This is a genomic window from Leisingera sp. CC-HEC093 (assembly GCF_059429195.1).
Genome location: NZ_JCAIJR010000001.1, coordinates 1241917 through 1267090 on the forward strand (window position 1 = coordinate 1241917; position 25174 = coordinate 1267090).

Genomic DNA, 25174 nt, shown 5'->3' on the forward strand with positions numbered 1-25174 from the left:
ACGGGGACAGGCTGGTGTTTTCCTACGCCGGAGTATCCAGCGGTGCGCGGATCTTGTAGGTCAGCGCCCGTTTGATCAGCCAGCCATGGCGGATCGGCTCGACCTCCGCTGGGGAGTTGAACAGCACCGCCCGGGTGCCCTCGAACCGGTCCCAGGCTGGGAAGGCGGTGGCAAACTCCGGGATCAGCCGGCTTTGGCAATGCACAAATAGCGCAAAGCGCGCGCCCTTCGGCACACCAAGCCGCAGCGAAGAGCCTGTTTTCCGCTCAGGCGTGAGGTAAGCGGGCTGGCCCCAGCGCAAGGCCTCCTCAATCCGGCCGGCCTCAGGCGTCTGCGCAGCGGTTGCAAAGATCAGGCGGCGCAGCGTCAGCAGCCCCTCGCGGGCCTGCGGGTCGGCAGCATTAAACACCGCTTCGATCTGTTCACTGGCAAAGGCCGGGGTCATGGCAGGGGCACCGTCTCAAACACACGGTCAACGTATGCCCGAAGAGGCGCGTCGTCGAGGATGCGGCTCACCAGCGCGGTGCGGACAGGGGTTGTCGCCATCGCCTGCAGCATCGGGGCAACGCTGAAATCAGCGCTGGAAATCTGGGACCCGAACAGGAAGTCCTGCCCGTTCAGAAGATCGGAAATGGCGCGCAAATCCTGGTCCAAGCGTTCATTGCGCTCGGCCGCACTGAAGCGGGTGGTGCCTTGGAACATCAAACCGCTCTTTACGGATTTGCGAATTGACCGGGTAACAGGACCGCGGATCAGGGCCGGAATCTCGTGAAAGTAGCTGTCGCGGATCGCCGGCCAGACCGCATCATTGTCCCAGCGGTCGCACACCACGTGAAAATAGAGCGTATCCTCGGCCATGCGGACCAGCATCTGCGCCTGCGCCCGGTCCCGGCTGCCGAGACCGGGGTCGAATTCTGCGCCCCGCTGTTCCAGCCAGGCCCGGATGGCGTTACTGTCCGGCACCAGCCCGCCCGGCGTGCGCAGCACCGGCAGCTTGCGGTGGGGCATCTTGCGGGGGTCATTCAGATCTTCGCGGATCCAGCTTTGGCCGGAAAATCCCAGTAACAGAGCCGCCTTAACGCAAAACGGGCTGAGGCTGAAGACGGGGCCGTTGTTGGGGTAGGTCAAAAGGGTGAGCATGGGAAAATCCTGTCGTTTCGGGTTGCCCGCACCCTAGATCCGCATGGTGACAAAAACTGTCATCAAGCGTAGAGAGAATAGATCATGTCCCGAACCCACCGCCTCTTTCAGCTGATGCAGGCCCTGCGCCTGGGGCCCGGCCCGCATACCGCGGCGCGGCTGGGAGAGGAGCTGGGTGTGTCAGCCCGCAGCATCCACCGCGATATCGCCACACTGCGCGAGATTGGGGCCGTGATCGACGGCGAAGCAGGGTATGGCTTTACCCTGGTTGAGGACAATGCGCTGCCACCGATGGGCTTTCGCGACACCGAACTGGAGGCGCTGGTGCTGGGCCTGCGCGAAGTGGAGCTGATCGGCGATCCGGAGCTGGCCACCGCGGCCTCTGAGGCCCTTCGCAAGCTGCAGGCACGGCTGCCGCCGAGACAAGCGAACAGGCTGCGTCACGCGGTGCTGGCGCCCTACAGGTTCGAACGCCCTGTTCCGCCTGCAATCTCCGCACAGGATCTGCGCCAAGCTGCGTGGGACGAGGTCGAGGTGCGTTTTGGCTACACTGACGGGCACGGCGCGGAGACCGAACGGCAGGTGAAGCCGCTGAGCGTGGTGTACTTCGACCGCTCGACCGTGCTGATCGCCTGGTGCTGCCTGCGTCAGGCAGTGCGGGTGTTCCGGCTGGACCGGATGCGCGAACTGGAGGTGACGGAGCAGAGTTTCCGGCCGCACCGGGTGCCCATGCTGAGAGATGCCTTGGAACAGATGCGCCAGGAGCACAGGTAGCAGGACGGGCTTGAGGGCGGGCAAGCGGTACCCCGCACATGCAATAACAGGCCTCTTTACCAAGACTGTACCGCCGCTAGACTGGGGCTGAGCAGTAAAAAACGAGGTGCAACATGCGCAAATGGGTTGCGGTATCGCTGGTGGCAGGCAGTGCAATTGCGGCAGAGGCCGCGCCGGACAACTCTCCGGCGCCTGACCGCCCGACCGGGACCACCACTCAGGAGGGACAGAGTGAAAGTTATCAGCTAGCTTCAGCCACTTCCTTGCGGCCCGTTGCAAGGCCTGTGTCACTGCAGGGTGCAGCTGTGGAACTGGCGGCAGCAGAGCTGAATTTTCAAGGCTGGATATCTGGGTTCAAGGACCGTGCCATGGCGCAGGGGATCAGCGCATCTGTGCTGGACAGTGCCTTTGACGGAGTGAGCTATGATCCCGAGGTGATCCGCCGCGACCGCAATCAATCTGAGTTCACCAAGACGATCTGGGAGTATCTCGACAGCGCCGCCTCAGACCTGCGGGTAAAGAACGGCAAGGCGGCGCTGCAAAAACAGCAAGCGAGGTTGGAGCAGATCGAGGCCAAGTACGGCGTCGAAAAGGAGATCGTGGCGGCCGTCTGGGGGCTCGAAAGCAGCTTTGGCACCTTTCGCGGCAAGATGGATGTGATCCGCTCTCTGGCGACGCTGGCCTTTGACGGGCGGCGCGGGGTGTTTTTTGAAGGGCAGCTGGTGGCCGCGCTGCAGATCCTGCAGGCCGGCGATGTCGCCGCCCGCAAGATGACTGGCAGCTGGGCCGGGGCGATGGGGCACACCCAGTTTATTCCAACGTCTTACCTGGACTACGCTGTGGATTTCACGGGCGATGGCAAACGCGATATCTGGTCGGACAACCCGGCTGATGCGCTGGCCTCTACTGCGGCCTACCTCAAGCAATTCGGCTGGGTGAAAGGCCAGCCCTGGGGTGTTGAGGTAAAACTGCCAAAGGGGTTTGACTATACGCTGGCGGATCGGGACATCGAAAAATCCCCCGCGGAATGGGCGGCGATGGGCATCAAGGGGCTGGATGGGCACGCGGTCACGGATCACGGGCCCGCCGCGATACTGCTGCCTGCGGGCAGCAAAGGCGCAGCTTTCATGATCTTCCGGAACTTTGCAGTGCTGGAGCGCTACAACACGGCAGACGCCTATGTGATCGGCGTCGGGCATCTGGCCGACAGGATAAAAGGCGGTTCGCCGATACAGTCCAGCTGGCCGCGCGGCGATCGGGCCCTGACCCTGGCGGAGCGCGAAGCGATGCAAGAGCGGCTGACCAGTGCCGGATTCGACACCGGCGGTATCGATGGAAAGATCGGTCCCAAGACAATTGCGGCCGTGCGCGCCTATCAGGCGGCAAACGGGCTGACGCCGGATGGCTATGCTTCGCTGCAGCTGCTGCAGCGCCTGCAGTAGCATTTGCAGGAGGGGGCCAGCCCCCTCTTGACCTCAAGGGCCCATTCACCCCCGGGATATTTCTAGCCAGATGAACAAGGGATAAGGCCCCGCATCGCGGGGCCTATTATGTTTACGGCAGCAGGAATGCCCGGTTTAACCGGGAGACATTCCGCGCAGGCGCTCGGAGCGGCGGCGCAGCATTTCCACCGTGGCCAGAAGCATGATGGATATCGCCACCAGGATCGTCGCCACCGCCAGGATGGTAGGAGAGATTTGCTCCCGCAGGCCGATGAACATCTGCCACGGAAGGGTTTTTTGCCCGGCCGAGCCGACGAACAGCACCACGACCACCTCATCAAAGGAGGTGATGAAGGCGAACAGGCCGCCCGAGATCACCCCCGGCAGGATCAGCGGCATCTGCACCCGGAAGAATGTAGTAACCGGATCGGCTCCCATGTTGGCTGCAGCCCGGGTCAGCGAGCGATCAAAACCAACCAGAGTTGCCGTCACCGTGATGATCACGAAGGGAATACCCAGCGCGGCATGGGCCAGAACCACGCCAACATATGTCCCCTGCAGGCCGATGCGGCTGTAGAAGAAGTACATGCCGGCCGCGGAGATGATCAACGGCACGATCATCGGCGAAATCAGGATCGCCATGATTGCCCGGCGGAACGGCACGTGCGGCTGGCTGAGGCCGATGGCGGCCAGGGTGCCGAAGGTGACCGAAACGATGGTCGCCATCGGTGCGATCTTCAGGGAGTTCCACATCGCAGACTGCCAGGAGTCATTGTTGAAGAAGTCCCGGTAGTGTTTCAGCGAATAGCCTTCCGGGTCCAGCCGCAGCATTTCCGGCGTGAAGGTGAAAAAGTCCTGCGCGTTGAAGCTGAGCGGAATAATCACCACGATCGGTGCGATCAGGAAGAAGAAGACCAGACCGCAGATCACCCGGAAAGTGTAGTGCCAGGTGCGCTGGCCAACGGTCGCATAAGGAGGAAGTGCGCTCATATCGGTTATCCCAGCTTAACGTTGTCGATGCCGACGACCTTGTCGTAGACCCAGTACAGGAGCAGGACGACCGCCAGAAGGATCGCGCCCAGCGCCGCACCCAGGCCCCAGTTGCCCGACGTCGAGATGTGGTAGGCAATCAGGTTGGAGATGAAGGTGCCTTTGGTGCCGCCAACCAGCGCCGGGGTGATGTAGTAGCCCACGGCCAGGATGAAGACGAGGATCGACCCCGCGCCGATGCCCGGCACGGTTTGCGGGAAATAGACCCGCCAGAAGGCAGTCCAGTCGGTGGCGCCCAGAGATTTGGCGGCGCGCAAGTAGGACGGGTTGATGGTCTGCATCACCGAATACATTGGCAGGATCATGAACGGCAGCAGGATGTGCGTCATCGCAATGATGGTGCCCAGTTCATTGTTGATCAGAACCAGCCGGTTGGCGTCGTCCACCAGTCCGATCCAGACCAGAGTGTCATTGATGACGCCCTGCTGCTGCAGCAGAATTTTCCAGGCCGAGGTTCGCACCAGAAGCGATGTCCAGAACGGCAGCAGCACCAGGATCAGCAGCAGGTTTGCCTTGCGTGCAGGCAGGTTGGCCAGGATCCAGGCCACCGGGTAACCCAGCATGATACAGCTGAAGGTGATGATCAGGGACATCCGCATGGTGCGGACCAGCATGGTGTTGTAAATCCGCTCATTCTCGGGGCGGATTTCCGGGCCTTCCGCACCCAGCTGCATATCGACAGCATTCAGGAAGTAGCCGGAAGTGAAGGTGCCGGAATAGGTCTTGATGGTGCGCCACAGCTCAATGTCGCCCCAGCCGTCGTCAATGTCGATCAGCTTTTCCCGGAACGGGCCGTCAGTGGCGAGATCCCATTTCTTGACCTTGCGTCCGGACTTACGGAACACCGACGACAGGCCGGGATTTTCATAGTTCAGGCGCTTGGCGACTTTGGTATGGGTTTTCTGTTCGGCAGCGACCTTCAGGTCGGCAGCCATTGCAGCAAACACGGCCTCTTCGGGCAGTTGCCCTGACGCGGGATCCCAGTCTGCCAGCGCTTCGACCGTATAGGGCAGTGTGTCCTGGACGATCCGGTTCTCCACCGAGCGGAACAGCATGTCGGCCACCGGCAGGATGAAGGTCACAAGGATGAACAGCAAAAGCGGTGCGATCAGCATCAGCGCGCGCAGCTTTTGCATCCGAAGCGCCCGCGCCAGGCTGCGCTTCAGCGGCGTGCCGTCCGCGGCCAGTACCGGGCCGGATTGGCTAATGTCAGTCATAGGGTTCCCCGTCGGGTCTTTATTTTTTTGGGCAGGAGGCCTGGACGCAGCAGGCCCCCTGCAATCTTGGATCAGGTCAGATTACTTGGCCAGCCATGCCTGGAACTTGGCGTTCAGGTCATCACGGTTGTCTGCCCACCATTCGTAGTCATAGACGTGAACATTGGAGGCGTTTGCCGGGTCGGTAGGCATGTGCGGCGCCATGTCGATTCCCAGCTCGGCGTGTTTGCCGACCAGGGGTGCCGAGGAGGCACGGGCCGGGCCGTAGGAGATGTAGGCGGCCTGGTCAGCCAGACGCTGGGTGTCGGTGGCGAACTTCAGGAAGTCCATAACGCGCGCCTTGCGGTCGGCAGGCAGGCCCGCCGGAACAACCCAGCCGTCGAGATCAAACGACTGCATGTCCCAAAGCATGCCGATCGGCTGGTCCTGCTCAGCAATCGCAGAGAACAGGCGGCCGTTGAAGGTCGAGCCCATTACCACTTCGCCGTCGGCCAGCAGCTGCGGGGTTTCCGCGCCGGCGGTCCACCAGACCACCTGATCCTTGATGGTTCCGAGCTTGTCCAGCGCCTGTTGGACACCTTCGTCGGTGCTCAGCACGTCATAGATGTCGTCCTTGGCCACGCCATCGCAGTAAAGCGCCCATTCCATGTTGTCGATCGGGCGTTTCTGCAGCGAGCGCTTGCCCGGATATTTTTCGGTGTCGAAGATCGCGCAGACGGTTTCCGGCTTATCGATCAGATCGGTGCGGTAACCAAAAGTGGTCGAATAAACGATCTGCGGCACAAAGCAGTCGCTGACGATCAGGTCGCCGAAGTCTTCGGACGCCGAGGTGCCATCGGGTGCGGAAGCCAGATCTTCGTCATGGTTGATTTCTTCTGCCAGGCCTTCGTCGCACAGGCGCATGGAGTCGGAGGCCACTGCGTCAACCAGATCCCAGGTCACGTTGCCGGCTTCGTTCATGGCACGGATCTTGGCCACGGCTTCGGCGGAGCTTTCGTCCCAGATCACCTTAACGTCGGGGTTTGCGGCCAGATAGGGTTCCACATAGGCTTTTTGCTGGCTGGCCTGGTAGGCACCGCCCCAGGACACCAGAGTCAGCTCATTGGCCATTTCTTCGGCAAAGGCCGAAGGGGCGCAAAGGGCGGTGGTCATCGCCAGTGCAGACAGTTTGCTGAGTTTCATAGAGAGTCTCTCCTTGTTGAAATTCACAGATGTGAGATTCCCCCCGGTCATTCTTCTGCCGGGGGTTCGGCGCACGCGGATCAGGCGTCCAGCGCGCGGCAGTCTTCCGGCAGCCAGCCGATTTCGATCTGCTGACCGGGCTGAAGACGGACTTGGTCCGGGGCGTTCCGGGTCTTGATGATGAACTCATCATTGCCGGCCACCCGCAGACGGGTGCGGAAGATGTCGCCCATGTAGATGAACTCCAGCACTTCCGCCTTGAGCGTATGGACGCCTGCCTGCAGGCGGTCCTTGTTGTATTCCACCCGTTCGGGGCGGATCGAGACACGGGTACGCTCGCCAGGCTGCGAGACATTGACCGGTTTGCAGTCGATCAGCTCGCCATCGTCCAGCTGCACCAGCGCGATACCGTTGTTGATTTCCTTGACGGTGCCCTCCAGCGTGTTGTTTTCGCCAATGAACTGGGCCACGAAGCTGTTGTCCGGGCTTTCATAGAGCTGGTCCGGCGGCGCGATCTGCTGGATGCGGCCATCGTCGAATACTGCAACGCGATCCGACATGGTCAGCGCCTCGGTCTGGTCGTGTGTCACATAGACCACGGTGATCCCCAGACGGTGTGCCAGGTGAGTGATCTCGAACTGCATCTTTTCACGCAGCTGCTTGTCGAGCGCCCCCAGCGGTTCGTCCATCAGAACCAGCTCAGGTTCGAAAACCAGCGCGCGGGCCAGTGCGATCCGCTGCTGCTGGCCGCCCGAAAGCTGCGCCGGGCGGCGGCCGCCAAAAGCGCCCATTTCCACCATATCGAGCGCCCGCTTCACCTTTTCCTCGCGTACGGATTTGCCCATCTTGCGGACTTCCAGCGGGAAGGAGAGGTTTTCCGCAATCGTCATATGCGGAAACAGTGCATAGTTCTGGAACACCATGCCGATACCGCGCTTGTGCGGCGGGATGTTGTTGATTGAGGTCCCGTCCAGGCGGATATCGCCATGGGTCGCAGTTTCAAAACCAGCCAGCATCATCAAACAGGTGGTTTTTCCGGACCCGGACGGGCCAAGCATGGTCAGAAACTCGCCCTTGGGCATGGTGAGGTTTAGGTCTTTGACAACGAGATTTTCGCCATCATAGCTCTTTTGGACACGTTCGAATTCAACGAACGCATCAACGTTTGACGCATCAGCCAAAGCAGGCTCCCCGTAGTTTGTCATTCCGGCAGATTTGCTCTGCACTTATTCGAAGTTAATCACACCAAAGCTACCAAGCGCTAGATATGAAAAAAATATTCTTTCACTGGCGAGCGTACGAAATTCATACTTCGACCGCCTGCTGACGAAAAAGAATACCCTACCGGAAGCCTAGTCCTAGTCCGGTGCCCCAGACCGGACGTTTTGCGACGCCCTTATGAGAAATTGCGCCATGTCTTGTGAGGCAGCAGCTGAAAACCGACCCTTTCACCCCCGGAACCGAATAGGAAAGGCCCGGCAATATTGTTGCCGGGCCTTGCTGGACCGCTGTCTGGACTGAGACAAAAAAACAGAATCAAGCGCTGTGCAGCAGGTCCTGCGCCTTCAGTTCCGCGTAGCATTCATCCAGGGATTTGACCGCGCGCTCTATCAGCATATCAATCTGCTCCGGTGTGATCACCAGCGGCGGAGAGATGATCATCCGGTCGCCAACATGGCGCATGACCAGATCGTTGGCAAAGCAGCGCTCGCGGCAAATGTAGCCGACAGTGCCAGCATCAGATGCAAAAGCGGCGCGGGTTTCCTTGTTCGGGGTCAGCGCAATCGAGCCCATCATGCCGACGATCTTAGCCTCGCCTACCAGCGGGTGATCGGCCAGGGCTTCCCATTTCCGCTTCAGATACGGGGCCGCCACGTCGCGCACATGCCCAAGGATGTTCTCCTCCTCCAGGATACGCAGGTTTTCCAACGCCACCGCTGCGGCCACCGGGTGGCCGGAGTAGGTGTAGCCGTGGTTGAATTCATCCGAGGCGATCACCGAAGCAACCCCATCGCTGACAATCGAGCCGCCGATCGGTGCGTAACCGGAGCTAAGGCCCTTGGCGATGGTCATGATGTCAGGGCGGATGTTCAGGGTTTCGCTGCCGAACCAGTTGCCGGTGCGCCCGAAACCGCAAATCACCTCATCCGCGATCAGCAGGATTTCATATTTGTCGCAGATCCGCTGGATTTCCGGCCAGTAGCTGTCCGGCGCCACGATCACGCCACCGGCCCCCTGCACCGGCTCTGCGATAAAGGCAGCGACACGGTCTTCGCCCAGCTCCAGAATCGCCTCTTCCAGCTCGCGCGCGCGCTGCAGGCCGAATTCTTCCGGCGGCATGTCGCCACCCTCGGCCCACCAGTTCGGCTGATTGATATGGTGGATATCCGGGATTGGCATACCGCCCTGGGCATGCATACCGCTCATCCCGCCGAGAGAGCCGCTGCCGACCGAGGAACCGTGATAGGCATTCTTGCGGCTGATTATGACGGACTTCGACGGTTTGCCCTTCAGCGCCCAATAATGACGCACCATGCGGATGTTGGTGTCGTTGGCCTCAGAGCCGGAGCCGGCAAAGAACACATTATTCAGGTCGCCCGGTGCCAGCTCAGCGATCTTGGCTGCCAGCGCGATAGCCGGCACATGGGTGGTCTGGAAGAAGGTGTTGTAATACGGCAGCTCGCGCATCTGGCGGGCAGCCACCTCGGCCAGTTCTTCGCGGCCATAGCCAATGTTGACGCACCACAGGCCCGCCATCGCATCAAGTATCTGATGCCCTTCGCTGTCGGTCAGATGCACGCCGTCTGCGCGGGTGATGATGCGCGCGCCCTTCTGAGACAGCTCGCCATTGGCGGTGAACGGGTGCATGTGGTGGGCTGCGTCCAGTGCCTGCAGTTCAGCCGTCGGCATGTGGTTGGTGATAACGGTCATGAGACTCGCTCCTGAGAATAACTGATTGGCACCAGAATATGATCAAATTTCCAAGTGTCAATCGAATCAGTTTACGGCCTGCAAGCCCTGAACCACATGCTCCATGCCCTCAATGACGTCCTGTTTCATCGCCAAAGCAGCCATTTCCGGGTCCTGCCGCCGCAGAGCGTCGAGGATGTCCTTGTGCCGGTCCGGAAAGCTCTGGGTGCCAAGGCGGCCGCTGACCACCCGCAGCGAAGGGCCAAAGCGCAGCCACAGACGGTCGGCGATGTCGCTGAGAATGGGTGCCTTGGCATGGGAGTAAAGCGCTGTGTGGAAGCTATAGTTCTGCACCAGGTAACCCGCGACATCGCCGGTCGATATTGCTTTATCCAACGCGTTATCGATGATCACCAGCTCCTGGATATCCACGGCAGTGATCTGAATCGCGGCCCGGCTCGCAAGCTCACATTCAATTGTTTTTCTTGCAAAAATCAACTCCTCCAAGTCCTGAGGACCCAACAGAGGAACGGATACACGCCGGTTGCCCTGGAACATCAATGCCCCGTCAGAAATCAGTCTGCGGATCGCCTCGCGCACCGGTGTCATACCGGCTTCCAGCGTCTCGACCAAACCCTGGATTGTCACGGCCTGGCCGGGCACTAGTTCGCCGAACAAAATCTGCGCCCTGAGCTTTTGGTAGACGATCTCATGCGCGGGCTGTTTCACCGGGTTTTCCTGCGCCGCTGCGGGGGGCGAAGTGGTCTTTGTCACCTGGGAATTTCCTCCTCGATTTTGGCCAGCTTGCACCATCCTAAGCCAAGTGAAAACATAAAGAGTATTGCCGAACACGGCAAAACTTGATCAAATCCCTTCACAGCCGGACTTGGAAGCCGGCACGCACAGGGAGAATTTCATGACACTTAAAACGATGACCATGACCGCCGTTGTTGCCCTTGGCACGGCAGCCGCAGCCGCCGCGGAGGAGGTTCGCGTCTACAACTGGTCGGACTATATTGACGAAGGCCTTCTGGAAAAGTTCGAGAAGGAAACCGGCATCGATCTGATCTATGACGTCTTTGACAGCAACGAGGTTCTGGAAACCAAGATGCTGGCAGGCGGCTCTGGCTATGATGTTGTTGTGCCGACCGGCTCCTTCATGGCGCGCCAGATCCAGGCAGGCGCCTTCCAGAAGCTGGATCCGTCGAAGCTGCCGAACAAAGAAAACATGTGGAACGCGATCGAGGAGCGCACCGGGAAGTACGACCCCGGCAATGAATACTCCATCAACTACATGTGGGGCACCACCGGCATCGGTGTGAACGTCGGAAAAGTGAAGGAAGTGTTGGGTGAAGACGCCCCGATCGACTCGCTGGAGCTGGTGTTCAACCCGGAAAATATGGAAAAGCTTGCAAGCTGCGGCGTGCATTTCCTGGATGCCCCGGATGAAATGATCCCGGCGGCGCTGAAATACATCGGCGAAGACCCCAACAGCATGGATGCCGATGTGGTCGCCAAGGCTGAGCCTGTTCTGCTGGCCGTTCGCCCCTATATCACCAAGTTCCACAGCTCAGAATACATCAACGCCCTGGCCAATGGGGATATCTGCGTGGCCTTCGGCTGGTCCGGCGACATTCTGCAGGCGCGCGACCGTGCAGCCGAAGCAGAAAACGGTGTCGAGATCGAATACAACGCACCCAAAGAGGGTGCGCTGATGTGGTTCGACCAGATGACCATTCCGGTCGATGCCCCGAATCCGGAAGCCGCCCACAAGTTCCTGAACTTCATCATGGACGCGCAGAATATGGCGGCTGCGTCCAACTACGTCTATTATGCTAATGGCAACAAGGCGAGCCAGGAGTTCCTGGAAGAGGATGTGATAGGCGATCCCGCGATCTATCCCAACGAAGAGACCGTCAAGAACCTGTACATCAAAGAGGGCTACCCGCCGAAGGTACAGCGCAAGGCCACCCGCATGTGGACCAAGGTTAAATCCGGCACCTGAACAACCGTTGCCTGACCTGCGGGGCGCATTTGCCGCCCCGCAAATTCTGACGCGCCGGGGAAAACCTTGCGCACAGCCACCAACACATCCGCGCGACAATTCGCAGAAGAGGCCCGGCTTGACTGCTTCCGTATTCGAACCTTGGAACGATCCTGAGGCTAAGCCCCTGATCCACTTCCAGAACGTCACCAAACGGTACGGTGAGTTCACCGCCATCGACAACCTGACCATCGACATCTACGAGCGGGAATTCTATGCGCTGCTGGGCCCGTCCGGCTGCGGCAAGACCACGCTTATGCGGATGCTGGCAGGGTTCGAAACCCCGACCGAGGGCAAGATTTTCCTGGCCGGGCAGGATATTGCCCCGGTGCCGCCAAACAAGCGGGCGGTGAATATGATGTTCCAGTCCTACGCACTGTTCCCGCATCTTTCGATCTGGGAAAACATCGCCTTTGGTCTCAAGCGCGAAAAGATGCCCAAGCATGACATCAACGACCGCGTTGACGAAATGCTGCGGTTGACCCGGCTGGAAAAATTCGCCCGCCGCAAGCCGCATCAGATATCCGGCGGCCAGCGCCAGCGCGTTGCCCTTGCCCGGTCGCTTGCGAAACACCCGAAGCTGCTGCTGCTCGACGAACCTCTGGGCGCGCTGGACAAGAAACTGCGCCAGGACACGCAGTTCGAACTGATGGATATTCAGGAGAAGACTGGCACCACTTTTGTGATCGTGACCCACGATCAGGAAGAGGCGATGACTGTGGCGTCCCGTGTCGCAGTGATGGATCACGGCAAGATCATCCAGGTGGCGACGCCCGACCGGATCTATGAAACACCAAATTCTGTTTATGTCGCTGATTTTATTGGGGACGTGAACCTGATCGAAGGGACGGCTAAGCTCAATGGCAGCGAGGCTTACGCCATGTCCTGGCACGAGGGCCACGCGCCGCTGAGCGTCAAATCACCGAATGTATTCTCCGAGGGTCAGAAATGCCATCTGGCGATCCGGCCTGAAAAAGTGGTGATCAGTGCCGAAAAGCCGGCAGAGGCGGACAATGCCGTTCAGGGCCGCATTTTGGATATCGCTTACCTTGGCAACATCTCCACCTATCATGTGGAATTGCCAACCGGCGCGGTGATCAAAGCACAGTCTGCCAACACCCGCCGCATTGCCCGCCGCGCCTATACTTGGGAAGACACTGTCTGGCTGTCCTGGACCGCCACGGCAGGCGTACTGCTGGCTGAATGATGCGCCGCTTTGTCCTGATTGCCATCCCCTATGTTTGGCTTCTGGCACTGTTCCTGGTGCCGTTTGCCATCGTTCTGAAAATCTCTCTGTCGGATGCAGCGGTGGCACGCCCCCCCTATTTTCCGCAGTTCGACTGGGCAGAAGGCATCGCGGCCTTCATTGCGGAGCTGGACTTTGAAAACTTCATCTGGCTGACAGAAGACGATCTGTACTGGAAGGCCTACCTCAGCTCCCTGAAGATCGCGGTGGTGTCGACCTTCTTCACGCTGCTGGCCGGGTATCCGATTGCTTACGGCATGGCGCGCGCGCCAGAGGAATGGCGCCCGACCTTGATGATGCTGGTGATCCTGCCTTTCTGGACTTCTTTCCTGATCCGCGTTTACGCGTGGATGGGAATCCTGTCGAACGAGGGCTTCCTGAACCAGTTCCTGTTGTGGACTGGGGTGATTTCTGAGCCGCTGACCATCCTCAACACCAATTCTGCAGTCTATATCGGCGTCGTCTACACCTATCTGCCGTTCATGATACTGCCGGTTTATTCGGCGCTGGAACGGTTGGACAGTTCACTGATCGAAGCTGCTGAGGACCTTGGCTGTTCGCGCCTGACGGCCTTTTGGCTGGTAACCATCCCGTTGTCAAAAACCGGTATTATTGCCGGCAGCTTCTTGGTCTTCATCCCGGTGCTGGGTGAATTTGTGATCCCGTCGCTGCTGGGCGGATCCGACACGCTGATGATCGGCAAGGTGTTGTGGGAAGAGTTCTTCTCCAACCGCGACTGGCCAGTGGCGTCTGCGGTGGCGGTAGTTCTGCTGCTGCTCTTGGTGATCCCGATCGTGCTGTTCCAGCGTAACCAGCAAAAACAGCAGGAGGCAGAGCAATGAACCGTATGAGCTGGTTTAACGCCGTATCGCTGACCCTCGGCTTTGCCTTTCTCTATATCCCGATGGTAATCCTTGTGATCTTCAGCTTCAACGAAAGCAAGCTGGTCACCGTCTGGGCCGGGTTTTCAACCAAATGGTATGGCGAGCTATTGCAGAACGAGGCGTTCCTGAATGCTGCCTGGGTGACCATCAAGGTGGCAGTGTTCTCCTCTACCGCGGCGACCGTGCTGGGCACCATTGCCGCCTATGTGCTGGTGCGCGGCGGGCGGTTCATGGGGCGGACGCTGTTTTCCGGCATGATCTATGCACCGCTGGTGATGCCCGAGGTGATCACCGGCCTGTCGCTGCTCCTATTGTTCATCGGCATCGGCCTGGACCGCGGGGTGCTGACCATCGTGCTGGCGCATACCACCTTCTCAATGTGTTATGTCTCTGTGGTAGTTTCATCCCGGCTGGTGACATTCGACCGTTCACTGGAGGAAGCCGCACTGGATCTGGGTTGTTCTGCGTCTGAGGCGTTCCGGCTCGTAACCCTGCCGATCATTGCGCCAGCGGTCATTTCCGGCTGGCTCCTGGCCTTTACCCTGTCGCTCGATGACCTGGTGATTGCCTCCTTCACTTCCGGCCCTTCCGCCACCACCCTGCCGATCAAAATTTTCTCAGCCGTGCGCCTGGGCGTCAGCCCTGAAATCAACGCGCTGTCGACGATCATGATCTCGATTGTCACTGTGGGCGTCATTACCGCCTCTCTGGTGACCAAGCACCAGGTGGCCCGCCAGAAGCGCGAGGAGCAGGCCGCGGTGCGCACCTGATGCGCCGGATCTTTTCCGGCTATGCCTATGGTGCCGGCCCATGCAGTAATTGCTGGTGGGACGAGACCATCCCGGCACCGGATTGGCCGGTTCTGCACGGGGACACCACCGCCGATGTTGCCATCATCGGCGGCGGTTTCACCGGCGTATCAGCGGCCCTGCATCTGGCCGGAAGCAGGGTTTCCGTTGCCCTGCTGGAAGCGGAAACTCCGGGCTGGGGGGCGTCGGGCCGCAACGGCGGGTTCTGCTGCCTTGGCGGCTCGAAACTGTCCGGCAACGCAATGCGCAGGCTGTTCGGCAGCGCCGCTGCAGATGCCTATGAGGCCAGCGAAGAGGCTGCTGTGCACCTTGTGCAAGAGCTGCTCACCACCTACGGCATAGAGGCTGACATCCACTCCCGCGGCGAGACGCAGCTGGCACACAGCGCAAAGGCCGCGCGGCGCTTACAGGCTCAGGCGGTGGAAAGCCAAAAGGCTGGCGAAGATGCAGAATTCCTCACTCGTGGCCAGTTGGCAGACCACGGGTTGAACGGCAATTTTCATGCCGCGCTGACGACGCCGGCGGGGTTTGCCCTGAACCCGCGTAAATACCTGTTCGGCTTGGCCGCCGCTGCAGTGAAAGCAGGCGCCAGGCTGTTTCAGAACAGCCCGGCGCTTTCTGTAAGGCAAGCGGCCGACGGCTATGAAATAGAGACTAATAAAGGGATTTTGAGGGCTTCCAACGTTGTCATTGCCACCAATGGCTATTCCTCGGAAGACCTGCCCGGATGGCTGGCGGGACGCTACATGCCCGCTCAATCCACCGTCATGGTAACGCGGCCGCTGACTGAGGCAGAACTTCAGGCGCAAGGCTGGTTTTCGCATCAGATGGCCTATGACACCCGCCACCTGCTGCATTACTTCCGGCTGATGCCGGACAGGCGCTTCCTGTTTGGCATGCGCGGCGGGCTGCTGGCGTCGCCGCGGGCAGAGGCTGGAATTCGGCACAAGCTACGTCAGGATTTCGAAGCCATGTTCCCGAACTGGCGCGACGTGGAGACCACCCACTGCTGGTCCGGCATGGTCTGCCTGTCGCGCAATCTGGTGCCCTTCATCGGACCGGTGCCTGAAAGCCCGGGTATGTTTGCCGGGCTTTGCTATCACGGCAACGGGGTCGCGATGGGCAGCTATGCCGGGCGGGTTCTCAGCGACCTGATGCAGGGCGGCACGACAGAGCTGCCCTATTCGACAGTTGTGCAAAAGATGCCGCGTTTTCCCTTTGGCCGTTCCCGCAGGGTGTTGATGCCGCCGGCCTATGCGGTTCTGGGCCTAATGGATTGAAGCGCTGCGCGTTCCAGTTCATAGGCCTGGCGGTCCTTTTCTCCGCCCCTCTCAGCCCGCCAAAGGCAATAGGCAGCCATGCGCCAGTGGTACCAGGGCTTCAGCGCAAGCATCCGGCCGGCAATACGCGGGTCGGGATAGGCCGTCAGAAAGCTGTCTTCCTCCGCCCTTGTCAGCGGCGCCCCCCGGTACATCATTTGCATCGCCGGAGACAGGAACAGTGACAGATCTTCAGCTGGATCCCCGATTTGCGGGCATTGCCAGTCGATCAGCGTCAAGGTGCCATCATGCGCCAAAAGGTTCCCCGGCACCGGATCACCATGGATGAGCACTGGCTGCATCAGCGGTGGCACACGGCCCAGCGGACGCAAAGCCGCCAATAACGCCCCGTCCTTGCACCGGGTGAGTATCTTCAGGGTCTGCGCTTCCAGAGCTGTGCTGCCGTTCATACCCGCCGGCAGCCCAGGCGGCGGCGCCACATCATGCAATCGCCCCAAGAGCCGTGCTGCGTGGCCGGTATCCTCTTGCCATGGGCTTCCGTTGACATGGGCGTAGCTCAGCCATCTGCGGCCCTCGAACGCCCCGGTCTGCACCAGAGGCGGCACCATTCCGGTGCCGGACAGCGCCGCCAGGATCGCCCCTTCGCGTGCTGGATCATTCGCAAAAAGCGGGTTTTTTCCATCTTCAGCGTATAGCTTTACCACCAGCCCGCCCGCCCGCCAGACGTGGTTCGACCGCCCGCCGGTCAGACGCCGGGGGGCAGGCACATGCAGCCCGGTTGCGGACAAATGCGCAAAGAAACGGTTTTGGAACTGATCGGGCAGAGGTTGCAGGGCGGTCTCCGGTGTTGGCCGCCCCGTTCTTAGACAGTTTTTTCGCCTCCGCCTACTGCTGGATTACCCCGCAGGATCGCGCAACGCGCTGACAGAGGAGGCCAGAACCACCGAACCACCCTCTGTAATCAGCCCCACGTCACCGCCCTGCATCCGGGTTTCGTTCACCTTGAAATAGATCTCCGCGTATTCCTGCAGCAACAGGTCATCACCTTTCCGGCTCTCTATAACAAAGGCGTACTCACCTTCTGCCAGCGGATTTCCGTCAGCATCCAGCCCGTTCCACTCGTAGGGCTCGGCAGAAACCGGCAAGGCAAGGCGCTGCACTTCGGTGCCGTTTGTGTTCTTCACAACCAGTGTTACCGAATCCGCAGCCGCAGCCGGGTTAGGTGCGATTGTCACTGTGTTGGTGCCGTCGAAATAACCCGGAGCCACGCCCCGTGCCTCCATTCCGACCCAGCCCGACAGCGCCGCCATGTTTGCAAGTCCAAGCTGCGACTGCAGGCCTTCCAGAAGGGTGTTGCTTTTGGTCTGCTGTTCCACCATGGAGAATTGCGCCAGCTGCGCCGCATACTCCGTCGAGTCCATTGGTTCCAACGGATCCTGATTTGTGGCTTGCGCAGTCAGCATCTTGACGAAGGTTTCGAAATCGGACGTCAGCCCGGAGGTTTTCTGCGCGGGTGCCGGCTGAGAATTGGTTTGAACCGCAGAGTTGCTTGCGGAAGTGACTGCTGTTGTCATGTGTTCAGACCCTCATGTCTACGCCGGCAGTTCCAAGCCGGAGATTTTGTGTTGCCGGCGCTTCGGCGGCCATTACACTGGACGATTGCGTTTTGCCCATGCCGCCGGCCTGCGCCGAATCGCCTTGTTCATGTTCTCCGGACTGACCGCCGCCAGTTTGGCCGCCGCTGAATTCAAAGGAGATGTCTTCATATCCCATACGGCGGAATTCTTCGGCCAGCTCGCTGATATGGCGCCGCATCAAGTCGCCGGTTTCCGGGCGTTCCGTCTGGATGATCATCGTGATACCGGTTTCGCTGGTCAGAACGCGCATTTTCACTTGCCCCAGCTCCTGCGGGTTCAGGCTGACCTCGACTTTTTGCTCGCCCTTGGCCGCAAATGCCTCAGCAATCTGGGCCGCGATCATCCGGGGCAGTTCCGGTCTGTGACCGGCCTGTGTACCAAAAGACGCCTCAGCCAGGAGCTGATTCAGCCCCGGTGAATCAGCCGCCATGCCAAGCGAATGAAGCAAGAGATCAGGCTCTGCTAATGCGTCATTCGCCCCGCCTGCCTGCAAAGTCTGGATGACCGACGCAGCTGGCGCCGCCGTTTGCGGTACAGAAACAAATTGCGATGCAGCGGTCCTAACATCGGCGGTGCTCGCCCTTGCTGCTTCTGCGGCTGTTTCTGGAATCTCGTCAAAGAACGTCACGCCAGACGGGTCCGGCACTGCCTTCTGATTTGCCGCCAGGGGTACCGGCTGTCCAGCAGCAAGCACCTGCACTGCACCTTGTGCACCTGCTGCCACGGCCCGGGCAATGCCTTGGGGCTGCGCTTCAGCTTTCTGCTCAACGGGCTGTGCATTCAAGAAACCTGAAAGTGGCCGGGCGTGAGTGCCCCCCGCGGAGACCTGCCCCGCTACTGCGTCGGCATTATTTGGTTGGGCAGGTTTCAAAGAGGAATCTGGTTGAACAGAGCGGCCGCGGCTGCGACCCGCATCCGGTGCCAGAATCTCAGCCGTTTGCTGGCGAACCGCTGTACCAGGATCAGCCTTGCCATCAGCGGCTTTCACTGACTGATCCGGCCTGGTTTGCCTTCCGCTCACGGCAGCTTTCGCCGCTGTGCCGCCAGTCATTCCTGACGCAGCACCTTGCTGAACCTCTGCGGTTACTTCACCGAGTGTCTTCTGGATTCTGGCGGCCGCTGGCTCTCCACGATCCGCCCCCATGATACCAGCGGCTCCCTGGCCTCTGCCTCCGGCCTCCACGGCAAGACGCTGTGTCTCTTTACTCTCTGGACTGCGGCCGGTTTCAGAATTCGTTTTCACAACTTCGGGCATGCCTTCAGTTTCCGCAGCATCGCCCGCTGCTGCAGGAGCAGCTTCGACTTCGGCTTCGGCTTCAATGCCGACTTCTATGTCCAATCCAGCTTCGACTTCGACCTCGGCTTCAACCTCGACCTCGGTTTCGACCTCAGTTTCGACTTCGACTTGCAATTCGGCTTCTTCACCGGTTTCAATATCGGCAAATTCAACCGCGTCCGGGTGTTCTGGCGTTAACTGCAGCTGTTTAGACTCGACCTCTGGCAGAGCTTCAAGCTGATCATCAACCGATGCAATTTCACTTCCAGCGCCATCACCCGCGCCCATGCCTTTAGGTTCGGAAGAGGCCGTTCCCTGAGCGGATTCAGCTTCGGACGCAGCAGTTTCGCCAACTGCTTCAGGAACCTCTCCAGACGCCCCGCTCCGCTCGCCTTCGGCCGCCACAATAGCCGCAAAGTCAATGAAACTATTTGATTTTCCGTCTGCCATCGCATTATCCGCCGACGGTTTGCCGCCACTGGCAGACACAATTCCAAGGATCGAATTCATCATCATGATATTTGTTCCGGACATTCTATCTCGACCCGGACACACTTAACGCAAAGCGGTTACGGTAATTTTAACCGGTTTCAGGACATCTTCAGAAAATCGATGGAATTCGAGTTTTACCCGGAGAACCGGAAATGACTGAAACATTGCCTATTCGGCTTCAGGCCCCTGCTGCGACCATGCCCGTGCGGACCGCCAAGAGCGATCCGCTGCGCGAAGCCGCAATAGAACTGGAAGCCTCCTTTCTTGCAGAAATGCTCAAGTCTGCCGGCCTCGGCAATGCCAGTGAGAGCTTTGGCGGAGGCGCCGGTGAAGAGCAATTCTCCAGCTTTCTTATCCGCGAACAAGCCACGCAGATCGCCCGCTCTGGCGGCATCGGCCTAGCCGAATCACTTTATCACGCACTGAAGGAGACCCAAGGTGAGCAACCCTGAACCGCAGAAGCTCATTGATGAGCTTGACCAGATACTCGACCGCGAACGCGTTGCCTTGATGGCAGGCGACCTGAGCAAACTTGAAGAGCTTCTGGCAAAAAAAGAAAAAGTCATCAGCAAGCTGAACTCGGTAACAGAGCTGGAGCGCGAGGCGTTGGAACTCGTGCAGACCAAATTGTCGCGCAACCAGCAGCTCCTTGACAGTGCGATGGAAGGGATCCGTTCAGTCGCTGCGCGGATGGCCGAGTTGCGCCGCATCCGCAAGGGTCTGGACGTGTATGACAAGTCCGGACGCCGGAACCGCTTTGGCACCCGAGGGGCAACCAAACTTGAAAAAAGAGCCTGAGTGCAATTTGGAGAAAATTCTAAAAAACCAAATCCCGGCATTAGCACTCCCTTAGCAACTCCTGCGCCAATGTCGCCTTGCACCTGAGGAAAGGTGGCGCGGAAGCCGGACGGCGGAACGCACAGTCAGAAAGACGTCACACAGCGCCCTGAGGGGCAAAGAACATGGGGACAAAGAGCCCCGCAGCTAAAGGAAAAAGCTATGACCAGCATTCTGACCAACAACGGCGCAATGGTTGCCCTGCAGACTCTGCGTTCGGTGAACAACGACCTGAGCGACACTCAGAACCAGATTTCGACTGGTAAGGAAGTCGGCATGGCCAAGGACAACTCCGCTGTCTGGGCCATCTCTAAGACCATGGAATCCGACATTCAGGCTTATGAAGCCGTGGGTGATGCCCTGAACTTTGGCGAAGCGACCGTGGCGGTGGCATCGTCCGGTGCAGAGCAAATCGTTGAAGCTCTGAAAGATATGAAAGAGCTGATTGTTTCTGCGAACTCGGAAAACGTTGACCACGCCAAGATCCAGAACGACATCGTCAAAAAACAAGAGCAGATTACCGCCATCATCGAATCCGCAGAGTTCAATGGCGCTAACCTGCTGAAAGACACGGTTGATGGCACGGCAACGTCGCTGACAGTTCTTGGCTCTGTCGATGGCTCGACCAAAATCACTGTCGCCGCCGTGGACATGGTGAACGATCTTGACTGGGCCTCGACTGTACTCACTGCAATCACCGATGCAGACTCTGCAGCTTCTGCGCTGGGTGAAATCGATGGCCTTATTGCAGGTGCAATTGACGATGCAGCGGCTCTTGGCGCGGATTCCAAGCGCATCACCGACCAGAACGAGTTTGTGTCCAAGCTGACTGACTCGCTTAAGACCGGTGTCAGCGCGATGACCGACACCAATATGGAAGAAGCATCGGCCCGTCTGAAGGCCCTGCAGACACAGCAGCAGCTGGCCGTGCAGTCGCTGACCATCGCCAACCAGGCACCGTCTACCCTGCAGCAGCTGTTCCGTTAACAGCCATTACCGGGGCGCTGACCGCGCCCCGGTCTTCCCTTCTCAGAGAACCTGAAGAATAGAACGTTAGGAAAACACGTGAATGCCCTTCTGAAGGCGAAGAGTGCCTACTCGGCGGCAAAGTCCCCGACCCGGACAGCAAAGAATTTTGAGTATGAAGTGGTCGCCCGCGTTACCCGCCGGCTGATCACAGCTGCGCAAAAAGGCGGCGATGGCTTCAGTGACCTTGCCCAGGCATTGAATGACAACCGCAAACTTTGGTCCATTTTCACCGCAGATCTCTCAATGGGGAGCAACCCCCTGCCGGATGATCTCAAACAGAATCTCTTCGAACTGGCGGAATTCACGAGACAGCACACCAGCAAAGTGCTTCAGCGCAAGGCCGATGTCCGGCCGCTGGTGGAAATCAATACGGCCATTCTGCGTGGCCTCCGCAGCGGAGCTTCCTGAAAATGAGCGGACTTGTCCTGAAACTTGCCCCCAAGGAGCGTGTCCTTGTGAATGGCGCGGTGATTGAAAACGGCGATCGCCGCAGCCGCCTGTCGATCGTCACCCCGGATGCCAATATTCTGCGCTTGCGCGATGCAATCCACCCGGAAGAAGCAAATACTCCGGTGCGCCGGGTGTGCTACGCCGCCCAGCTGATCCTGTCCGGCGATGCAGATCCGGAAGAGGAACGCCTGCCGATGCTGCGCCGGATCGAAGAGCTGAGCCAGGTCTTCACCGACCCTGACAGCCGGGCGTCAATAGCCGAGGCCACAGATGCCTTGATCAGCAACAACCATTACCGCTGCCTGAAAGCCTTGCGTGCCTTGCTTCCGAGAGAAGACCGCCTGTTCGCGGTCAGGCCCTCATGAACTTTCAGCCCCTCTTGCCAGCCACAGGTATTGCCGGGTGGAACTTCCTCCAGGCGACCTATGACAAGCAGTTCGACACCTTCAAGAATGACGCGGTACTGAAACGCGAAACCGATTACTTCATGGAAAACATCGGCAACGTGAAAACAGCTGAGGACCTGATCGGCGACTCTCGACTGCTGAATGTTGCGCTTGGCGCCTTCGGACTGGAAGAGGACAGCTACAAGAAAGCCTTCCTGGAGAGAATATTTCAGGAAGGCACCGAAGCCGATGACGCGCTGGCCAACCGGATGGGGGATGACCGCTATGTCAAGTTGAGCGAATCTTTCGGCTTTGGTCCAGGGCAATCTCTCAAAACCAGCGATTCAAAGGCGATGTATGACCTTGTCTTTACAAATCAGGTGCAGTCCTTTGAGGCCGCTGTGGGGGAACAGGATGACGCCATGCGCGTTGCGATGTTCGGCGAGCGCGAAGTCCTGAATCTCGCGGAGGATGGGAGTTCTGTGAACACCAAGTGGTTCAATGTCATGGGCCAGCCAGCATTGCGAGAGTTGTTTGAAACCGCATTGGGATTACCATCCAGCCTAGCCCAGATCGACCTTGATCAGCAGTTGGATGTGTTCAAAGACAAAGCCCAAAGAATGTTCGGCTCAGAAGATCTCGCGGTTTTCTCCGACCCGGACAAAATGGAAAAGCTGATCAACACTTACCTGGTCCGGTCCGAGATTGCGGACTTTCAGGAGAGCGTTTCGTCCGGTTCAACCGCGTTAATGCTGCTGACCAGCTAACTGACGGACTGGACCAAACAGACGTCGGCAAAAGGGTGCTCCCGGCTCAAGCTGGCAGCACCCTTTTCACATTAGAACCCGAGAACCCTCGCAATTTCAGCGCCCGGCCTTGGCCCGGCGCAGCAAGAGAAGAAGGCGGTTGAAACTGCTGGTGATACCTTCTGAATCTTCGCGCCCAAAAAATGCATCCAGATCCGGCCACAGTTTCACAGCCTGGTCCAAAACCGCATCATTGCCTTCGGCGTACAAACCTGCACGGATCATGACTTCCGACTGCTCATAGGCCCCCAGGTACTTGCGCACATCCTGAATCGCAGCATTTTCTTCGTCTGCCGCTGCGGCCGGCAGACTGCGTGAAACCGATCGGGACACATCGATTGCCGGGAACCGGCCTCGTTCGGCGATTTCCCGGTTCAGTACGATATGCCCGTCCAGAACACCTCGCAGAATATCTGCGATCGGCTCGTCCATGTCTGATCCAGCAACCAGAACACTGAAGACAGCTGTGATATCACCCTGCCCTTCAGCCCCCGGACCCGCGCGCTCGCACAAACCGGTAATCAGCGGCGTCACCGAAGGCGGGTAGCCGCGCAGCGCCGGCGCCTCGCCGCCGGCGGCGGCTATCTCCCGGTGCGCTTCGGCAAAACGTGTGACCGAGTCAGCCAGGAACAATACGTTCTTCCCCTGGTCGCGGAAATGCTCTGCTACGGTCATGGCAGCCCACGCGCAGCGGCGCCTGACCAGAGCGGATTGATCCGACGTGGCGGCAACCACAATTGCCCGGCGCATTCCGTCCGGCCCCAGGACTTGGTTGACGAAGTGGTTTACTTCCCGGCCCCGCTCACCAATCAGTGCCATCACAACCACATCGGCTTGCATTGCCTTGGCAAGTTTGGCCAGCAATGAGGACTTCCCGACACCGGACCCCGCAAAGAGACCGACTCGCTGCCCTTGCACAATCGGAAGAATCGTATTCAAAACTGCCTGACCGGTGGCCAGGCGTTCCCCCATCGGCCGCCTGCCAGCAGCCTTGGGCGGCGGGGCCATCAGGTCGCGCGGTGTACTGCCAGGCAGCATTGGGCGGCCGTCCAGCGGCTCTCCAAGGGGGTCGATGACGCGGCCGATCCAATGATCGCTGGGGGCGAACTCCGGAGACGGGTGCAACAAGACCGGATCTCCAATCGCCGCCCCATCGGGTGCCCTGTCAGGTAACATGCTAATATTGCTTCCATTTATCTTTAGCACTTCTCCATGAAGTGTATCTTGGGAACCGCGTCGCAAAATCAGCCTGTCACCGATCCGTGCAGAGGAAGCCAGCCCGCCGATTTCGATTTCCCCGCCCGAGATTCCAGTCACCCTGCCCACCTTCGTTGCTAGGCGTTTTCCGGCGATTTGACGGGTCAGTGCTTGCAGCTCTGCTTTCATCGCAGCGGCCTCCCTTATGTCCTGAAAACAATTTCTAAAGGAATCGGGGTTAAGCCTTGATTGAAATCGATCAAGGGAGAAGCCCTGGTGTTCACAGAATTGAACGTATTCAAAATCGCCTATTCAATGGCGGCCCATGCCGGCACACGCCAGGCATTGGTTTCCCAGAATATCGCCAATGCCGATACGCCGGGTTACCACGCCAAAGACATCAAGCCATTCAAGGAAGTCTTTGCAGCAGGCGCCCGCCCGACCGGCATGATCGCCTCCCGCGGCAGCCATTTGCATGGCAACTCGGACAGCAATCTGGACTGGGCCGTTACTTCTACCGAGGCAGGCAGCGACCCAAACGACAACTCCGTCTCCATCGAAACCGAGCTGTTGAAGGGAGTTGAAGTCGCACGTCAGCACAAACGCGCCATGACGATCTACAAGTCCTCGATGAACATACTGCGCACCAGCCTCGGCAAGAATTGAGGGGGATGAGCAATGAGTGAATTTTCCAGAGCCCTATCCGTCACTTCCAGCGGTCTCAAGGCGCAGGCCGCACGGCTTCGCCATGTGTCCGAAAACATCTCCAATGCGGATACTCCCGGCTACCGCCGCAAGACCGTTCCATTCGAATCTGTGCGCGAACTGCAGACAGATGTGGAGCACGTGCGCACCGGCAGGGTCAATCTGGACCGCAGCGACCTGGAGAAAGTCTATGACCCCTCGCACCCGCTTGCTGATCAGAGCGGCCACTACGAAGGCTCCAATGTCGACTTAATGATCGAGATTGCCGACGCCCGGGAAGCCCAGCGGAGTTATGAGGCCAATCTGAAGATGTTTGAACAGACCCGCTCGATGTCAGCCTCGCTGATGGACCTTTTGAGACGCTAACTGAAACATTTGGAG

At 59.2% G+C, this 25174-nt stretch carries 26 protein-coding genes and 1 pseudogene; 15 read left to right on the top strand and 12 right to left on the bottom strand.

Going from position 1 to position 25174, the window contains the following annotated elements:
* Positions 1-22: 22 nt before the first annotated feature.
* Positions 23-445 carry a DUF1801 domain-containing protein gene (locus tag AC5STB_RS05945; RefSeq protein WP_495442051.1) on the bottom strand — a complete coding sequence of 141 codons (423 nt, stop codon included), beginning with the start codon at positions 443-445 and terminating at the stop codon, positions 23-25.
* Complete coding sequence (locus AC5STB_RS05950; RefSeq protein ID WP_495442052.1) at positions 442-1140, bottom strand: glutathione S-transferase family protein; 699 nt, start codon at positions 1138-1140, stop codon at positions 442-444. The genes AC5STB_RS05945 and AC5STB_RS05950 overlap by 4 nt, the downstream gene beginning before the upstream one ends.
* A gap of 84 nt (positions 1141-1224) precedes the next feature.
* Between AC5STB_RS05950 and AC5STB_RS05955 the strand changes: the two genes are divergently transcribed.
* Together AC5STB_RS05955 and AC5STB_RS05960 are read left to right on the top strand one after the other, a co-directional pair.
* Complete coding sequence (locus AC5STB_RS05955; RefSeq protein ID WP_495442053.1) at positions 1225-1914, top strand: helix-turn-helix transcriptional regulator; 690 nt, start codon at positions 1225-1227, stop codon at positions 1912-1914.
* A gap of 113 nt (positions 1915-2027) precedes the next feature.
* Entirely contained in the window at positions 2028-3356 is a 1329-nt protein-coding gene (locus tag AC5STB_RS05960; RefSeq protein WP_495442054.1) for a lytic murein transglycosylase, read from the top strand.
* Positions 3357-3491: 135 nt separating this feature from the next.
* Here AC5STB_RS05960 and AC5STB_RS05965 read toward each other — a convergent pair.
* The 6 genes and pseudogenes from AC5STB_RS05965 to AC5STB_RS05990 form a co-directional block, all read right to left on the bottom strand.
* A pseudogene (locus AC5STB_RS05965) lies at positions 3492-4337 on the bottom strand (ABC transporter permease); the annotation flags it as partial.
* Between the two features lie 14 nt (positions 4338-4351).
* Entirely contained in the window at positions 4352-5623 is a 1272-nt protein-coding gene (locus AC5STB_RS05970; RefSeq protein WP_495442055.1) for an ABC transporter permease, read from the bottom strand.
* A gap of 81 nt (positions 5624-5704) precedes the next feature.
* A complete protein-coding gene (locus tag AC5STB_RS05975; RefSeq protein WP_495442056.1) occupies positions 5705-6805 on the bottom strand; it encodes an extracellular solute-binding protein in 1101 nt (366 codons plus the stop codon).
* Positions 6806-6885: 80 nt separating this feature from the next.
* Positions 6886-7986, bottom strand: a complete 1101-nt coding sequence (locus AC5STB_RS05980) for an ABC transporter ATP-binding protein (protein WP_495444564.1) — start codon at positions 7984-7986, stop codon at positions 6886-6888.
* Between the two features lie 355 nt (positions 7987-8341).
* Positions 8342-9736, bottom strand: a complete 1395-nt coding sequence (locus AC5STB_RS05985; RefSeq protein ID WP_495442057.1) for an aspartate aminotransferase family protein — start codon at positions 9734-9736, stop codon at positions 8342-8344.
* Between the two features lie 66 nt (positions 9737-9802).
* A complete protein-coding gene (locus AC5STB_RS05990; protein ID WP_495444565.1) occupies positions 9803-10489 on the bottom strand; it encodes a GntR family transcriptional regulator in 687 nt (228 codons plus the stop codon).
* A gap of 142 nt (positions 10490-10631) precedes the next feature.
* Here AC5STB_RS05990 and AC5STB_RS05995 point away from each other — a divergent pair, with 142 nt between their 5' ends.
* From AC5STB_RS05995 to AC5STB_RS06015, 5 genes are all read left to right on the top strand, one after another.
* Complete coding sequence (locus AC5STB_RS05995) at positions 10632-11720, top strand: polyamine ABC transporter substrate-binding protein (RefSeq protein WP_495442058.1); 1089 nt, start codon at positions 10632-10634, stop codon at positions 11718-11720.
* 118 nt (positions 11721-11838) lie between these two features.
* Positions 11839-12966: an ABC transporter ATP-binding protein gene (locus AC5STB_RS06000; protein ID WP_495442059.1), complete on the top strand. Its 1128-nt coding sequence runs from the start codon at positions 11839-11841 to the stop codon at positions 12964-12966.
* Positions 12966-13847: an ABC transporter permease subunit gene (locus AC5STB_RS06005; RefSeq protein WP_495442060.1), complete on the top strand. Its 882-nt coding sequence runs from the start codon at positions 12966-12968 to the stop codon at positions 13845-13847. Before AC5STB_RS06000 ends, AC5STB_RS06005 begins: the two co-directional genes overlap by 1 nt.
* Positions 13844-14659, top strand: coding sequence for an ABC transporter permease (locus AC5STB_RS06010; RefSeq protein ID WP_495442061.1), 816 nt, complete (start codon positions 13844-13846; stop codon positions 14657-14659). The genes AC5STB_RS06005 and AC5STB_RS06010 overlap by 4 nt, the downstream gene beginning before the upstream one ends.
* On the top strand, positions 14659-15978 hold the full coding sequence (locus AC5STB_RS06015; protein WP_495442062.1) for an NAD(P)/FAD-dependent oxidoreductase: 1320 nt from the start codon (positions 14659-14661) through the stop codon (positions 15976-15978). The genes AC5STB_RS06010 and AC5STB_RS06015 overlap by 1 nt, the downstream gene beginning before the upstream one ends.
* On the opposite strand, the gene AC5STB_RS06020 is transcribed toward AC5STB_RS06015, so the two are convergent.
* From AC5STB_RS06020 to fliK, 3 genes are all read right to left on the bottom strand, one after another.
* The gene (locus tag AC5STB_RS06020) at positions 15951-16766 is read right to left on the bottom strand and encodes a phosphotransferase (protein WP_495442063.1); all 816 of its coding nucleotides are present in this window, start codon (positions 16764-16766) and stop codon (positions 15951-15953) included. The genes AC5STB_RS06015 and AC5STB_RS06020 overlap by 28 nt on opposite strands.
* Before the next feature lie 108 nt (positions 16767-16874).
* The gene (locus AC5STB_RS06025) at positions 16875-17552 is read right to left on the bottom strand and encodes a flagellar hook capping FlgD N-terminal domain-containing protein (RefSeq protein ID WP_495442064.1); all 678 of its coding nucleotides are present in this window, start codon (positions 17550-17552) and stop codon (positions 16875-16877) included.
* Positions 17553-17556: 4 nt separating this feature from the next.
* A complete protein-coding gene (gene fliK / locus AC5STB_RS06030; RefSeq protein WP_495442065.1) occupies positions 17557-19407 on the bottom strand; it encodes a flagellar hook-length control protein FliK in 1851 nt (616 codons plus the stop codon).
* A gap of 128 nt (positions 19408-19535) precedes the next feature.
* On the opposite strand from fliK, the gene AC5STB_RS06035 reads away from it, so the two are divergent.
* From AC5STB_RS06035 to AC5STB_RS06060, 6 genes are all read left to right on the top strand, one after another.
* On the top strand, positions 19536-19835 hold the full coding sequence (locus AC5STB_RS06035) for a rod-binding protein (protein ID WP_495442066.1): 300 nt from the start codon (positions 19536-19538) through the stop codon (positions 19833-19835).
* A complete protein-coding gene (locus AC5STB_RS06040; protein WP_495442067.1) occupies positions 19822-20181 on the top strand; it encodes a flagellar biosynthesis protein FlgN in 360 nt (119 codons plus the stop codon). The genes AC5STB_RS06035 and AC5STB_RS06040 overlap by 14 nt, the downstream gene beginning before the upstream one ends.
* A 201-nt stretch (positions 20182-20382) precedes the next feature.
* Complete coding sequence (locus AC5STB_RS06045) at positions 20383-21207, top strand: flagellin N-terminal helical domain-containing protein (RefSeq protein WP_495442068.1); 825 nt, start codon at positions 20383-20385, stop codon at positions 21205-21207.
* 78 nt (positions 21208-21285) lie between these two features.
* Complete coding sequence (gene flaF, locus AC5STB_RS06050; protein WP_495442069.1) at positions 21286-21657, top strand: flagellar biosynthesis regulator FlaF; 372 nt, start codon at positions 21286-21288, stop codon at positions 21655-21657.
* 2 nt (positions 21658-21659) lie between these two features.
* Positions 21660-22064, top strand: a complete 405-nt coding sequence (flbT, locus tag AC5STB_RS06055; protein ID WP_495442070.1) for a flagellar biosynthesis repressor FlbT — start codon at positions 21660-21662, stop codon at positions 22062-22064.
* Complete coding sequence (locus AC5STB_RS06060; RefSeq protein ID WP_495442071.1) at positions 22061-22852, top strand: DUF1217 domain-containing protein; 792 nt, start codon at positions 22061-22063, stop codon at positions 22850-22852. The genes flbT and AC5STB_RS06060 overlap by 4 nt, the downstream gene beginning before the upstream one ends.
* Positions 22853-22948: 96 nt before the next feature.
* Here AC5STB_RS06060 and AC5STB_RS06065 read toward each other — a convergent pair whose 3' ends face one another.
* Positions 22949-24277, bottom strand: coding sequence for a FliI/YscN family ATPase (locus AC5STB_RS06065; protein ID WP_495442072.1), 1329 nt, complete (start codon positions 24275-24277; stop codon positions 22949-22951).
* An 87-nt stretch (positions 24278-24364) separates the two neighbouring features.
* On the opposite strand from AC5STB_RS06065, the gene AC5STB_RS06070 reads away from it, so the two are divergent.
* Together AC5STB_RS06070 and flgC are read left to right on the top strand one after the other, a co-directional pair.
* Positions 24365-24754 carry a FlgB family protein gene (locus tag AC5STB_RS06070; RefSeq protein WP_495442073.1) on the top strand — a complete coding sequence of 130 codons (390 nt, stop codon included), beginning with the start codon at positions 24365-24367 and terminating at the stop codon, positions 24752-24754.
* Between the two features lie 12 nt (positions 24755-24766).
* On the top strand, positions 24767-25159 hold the full coding sequence (gene flgC, locus AC5STB_RS06075) for a flagellar basal body rod protein FlgC (RefSeq protein ID WP_495442074.1): 393 nt from the start codon (positions 24767-24769) through the stop codon (positions 25157-25159).
* Positions 25160-25174: the final 15 nt, after the last annotated feature.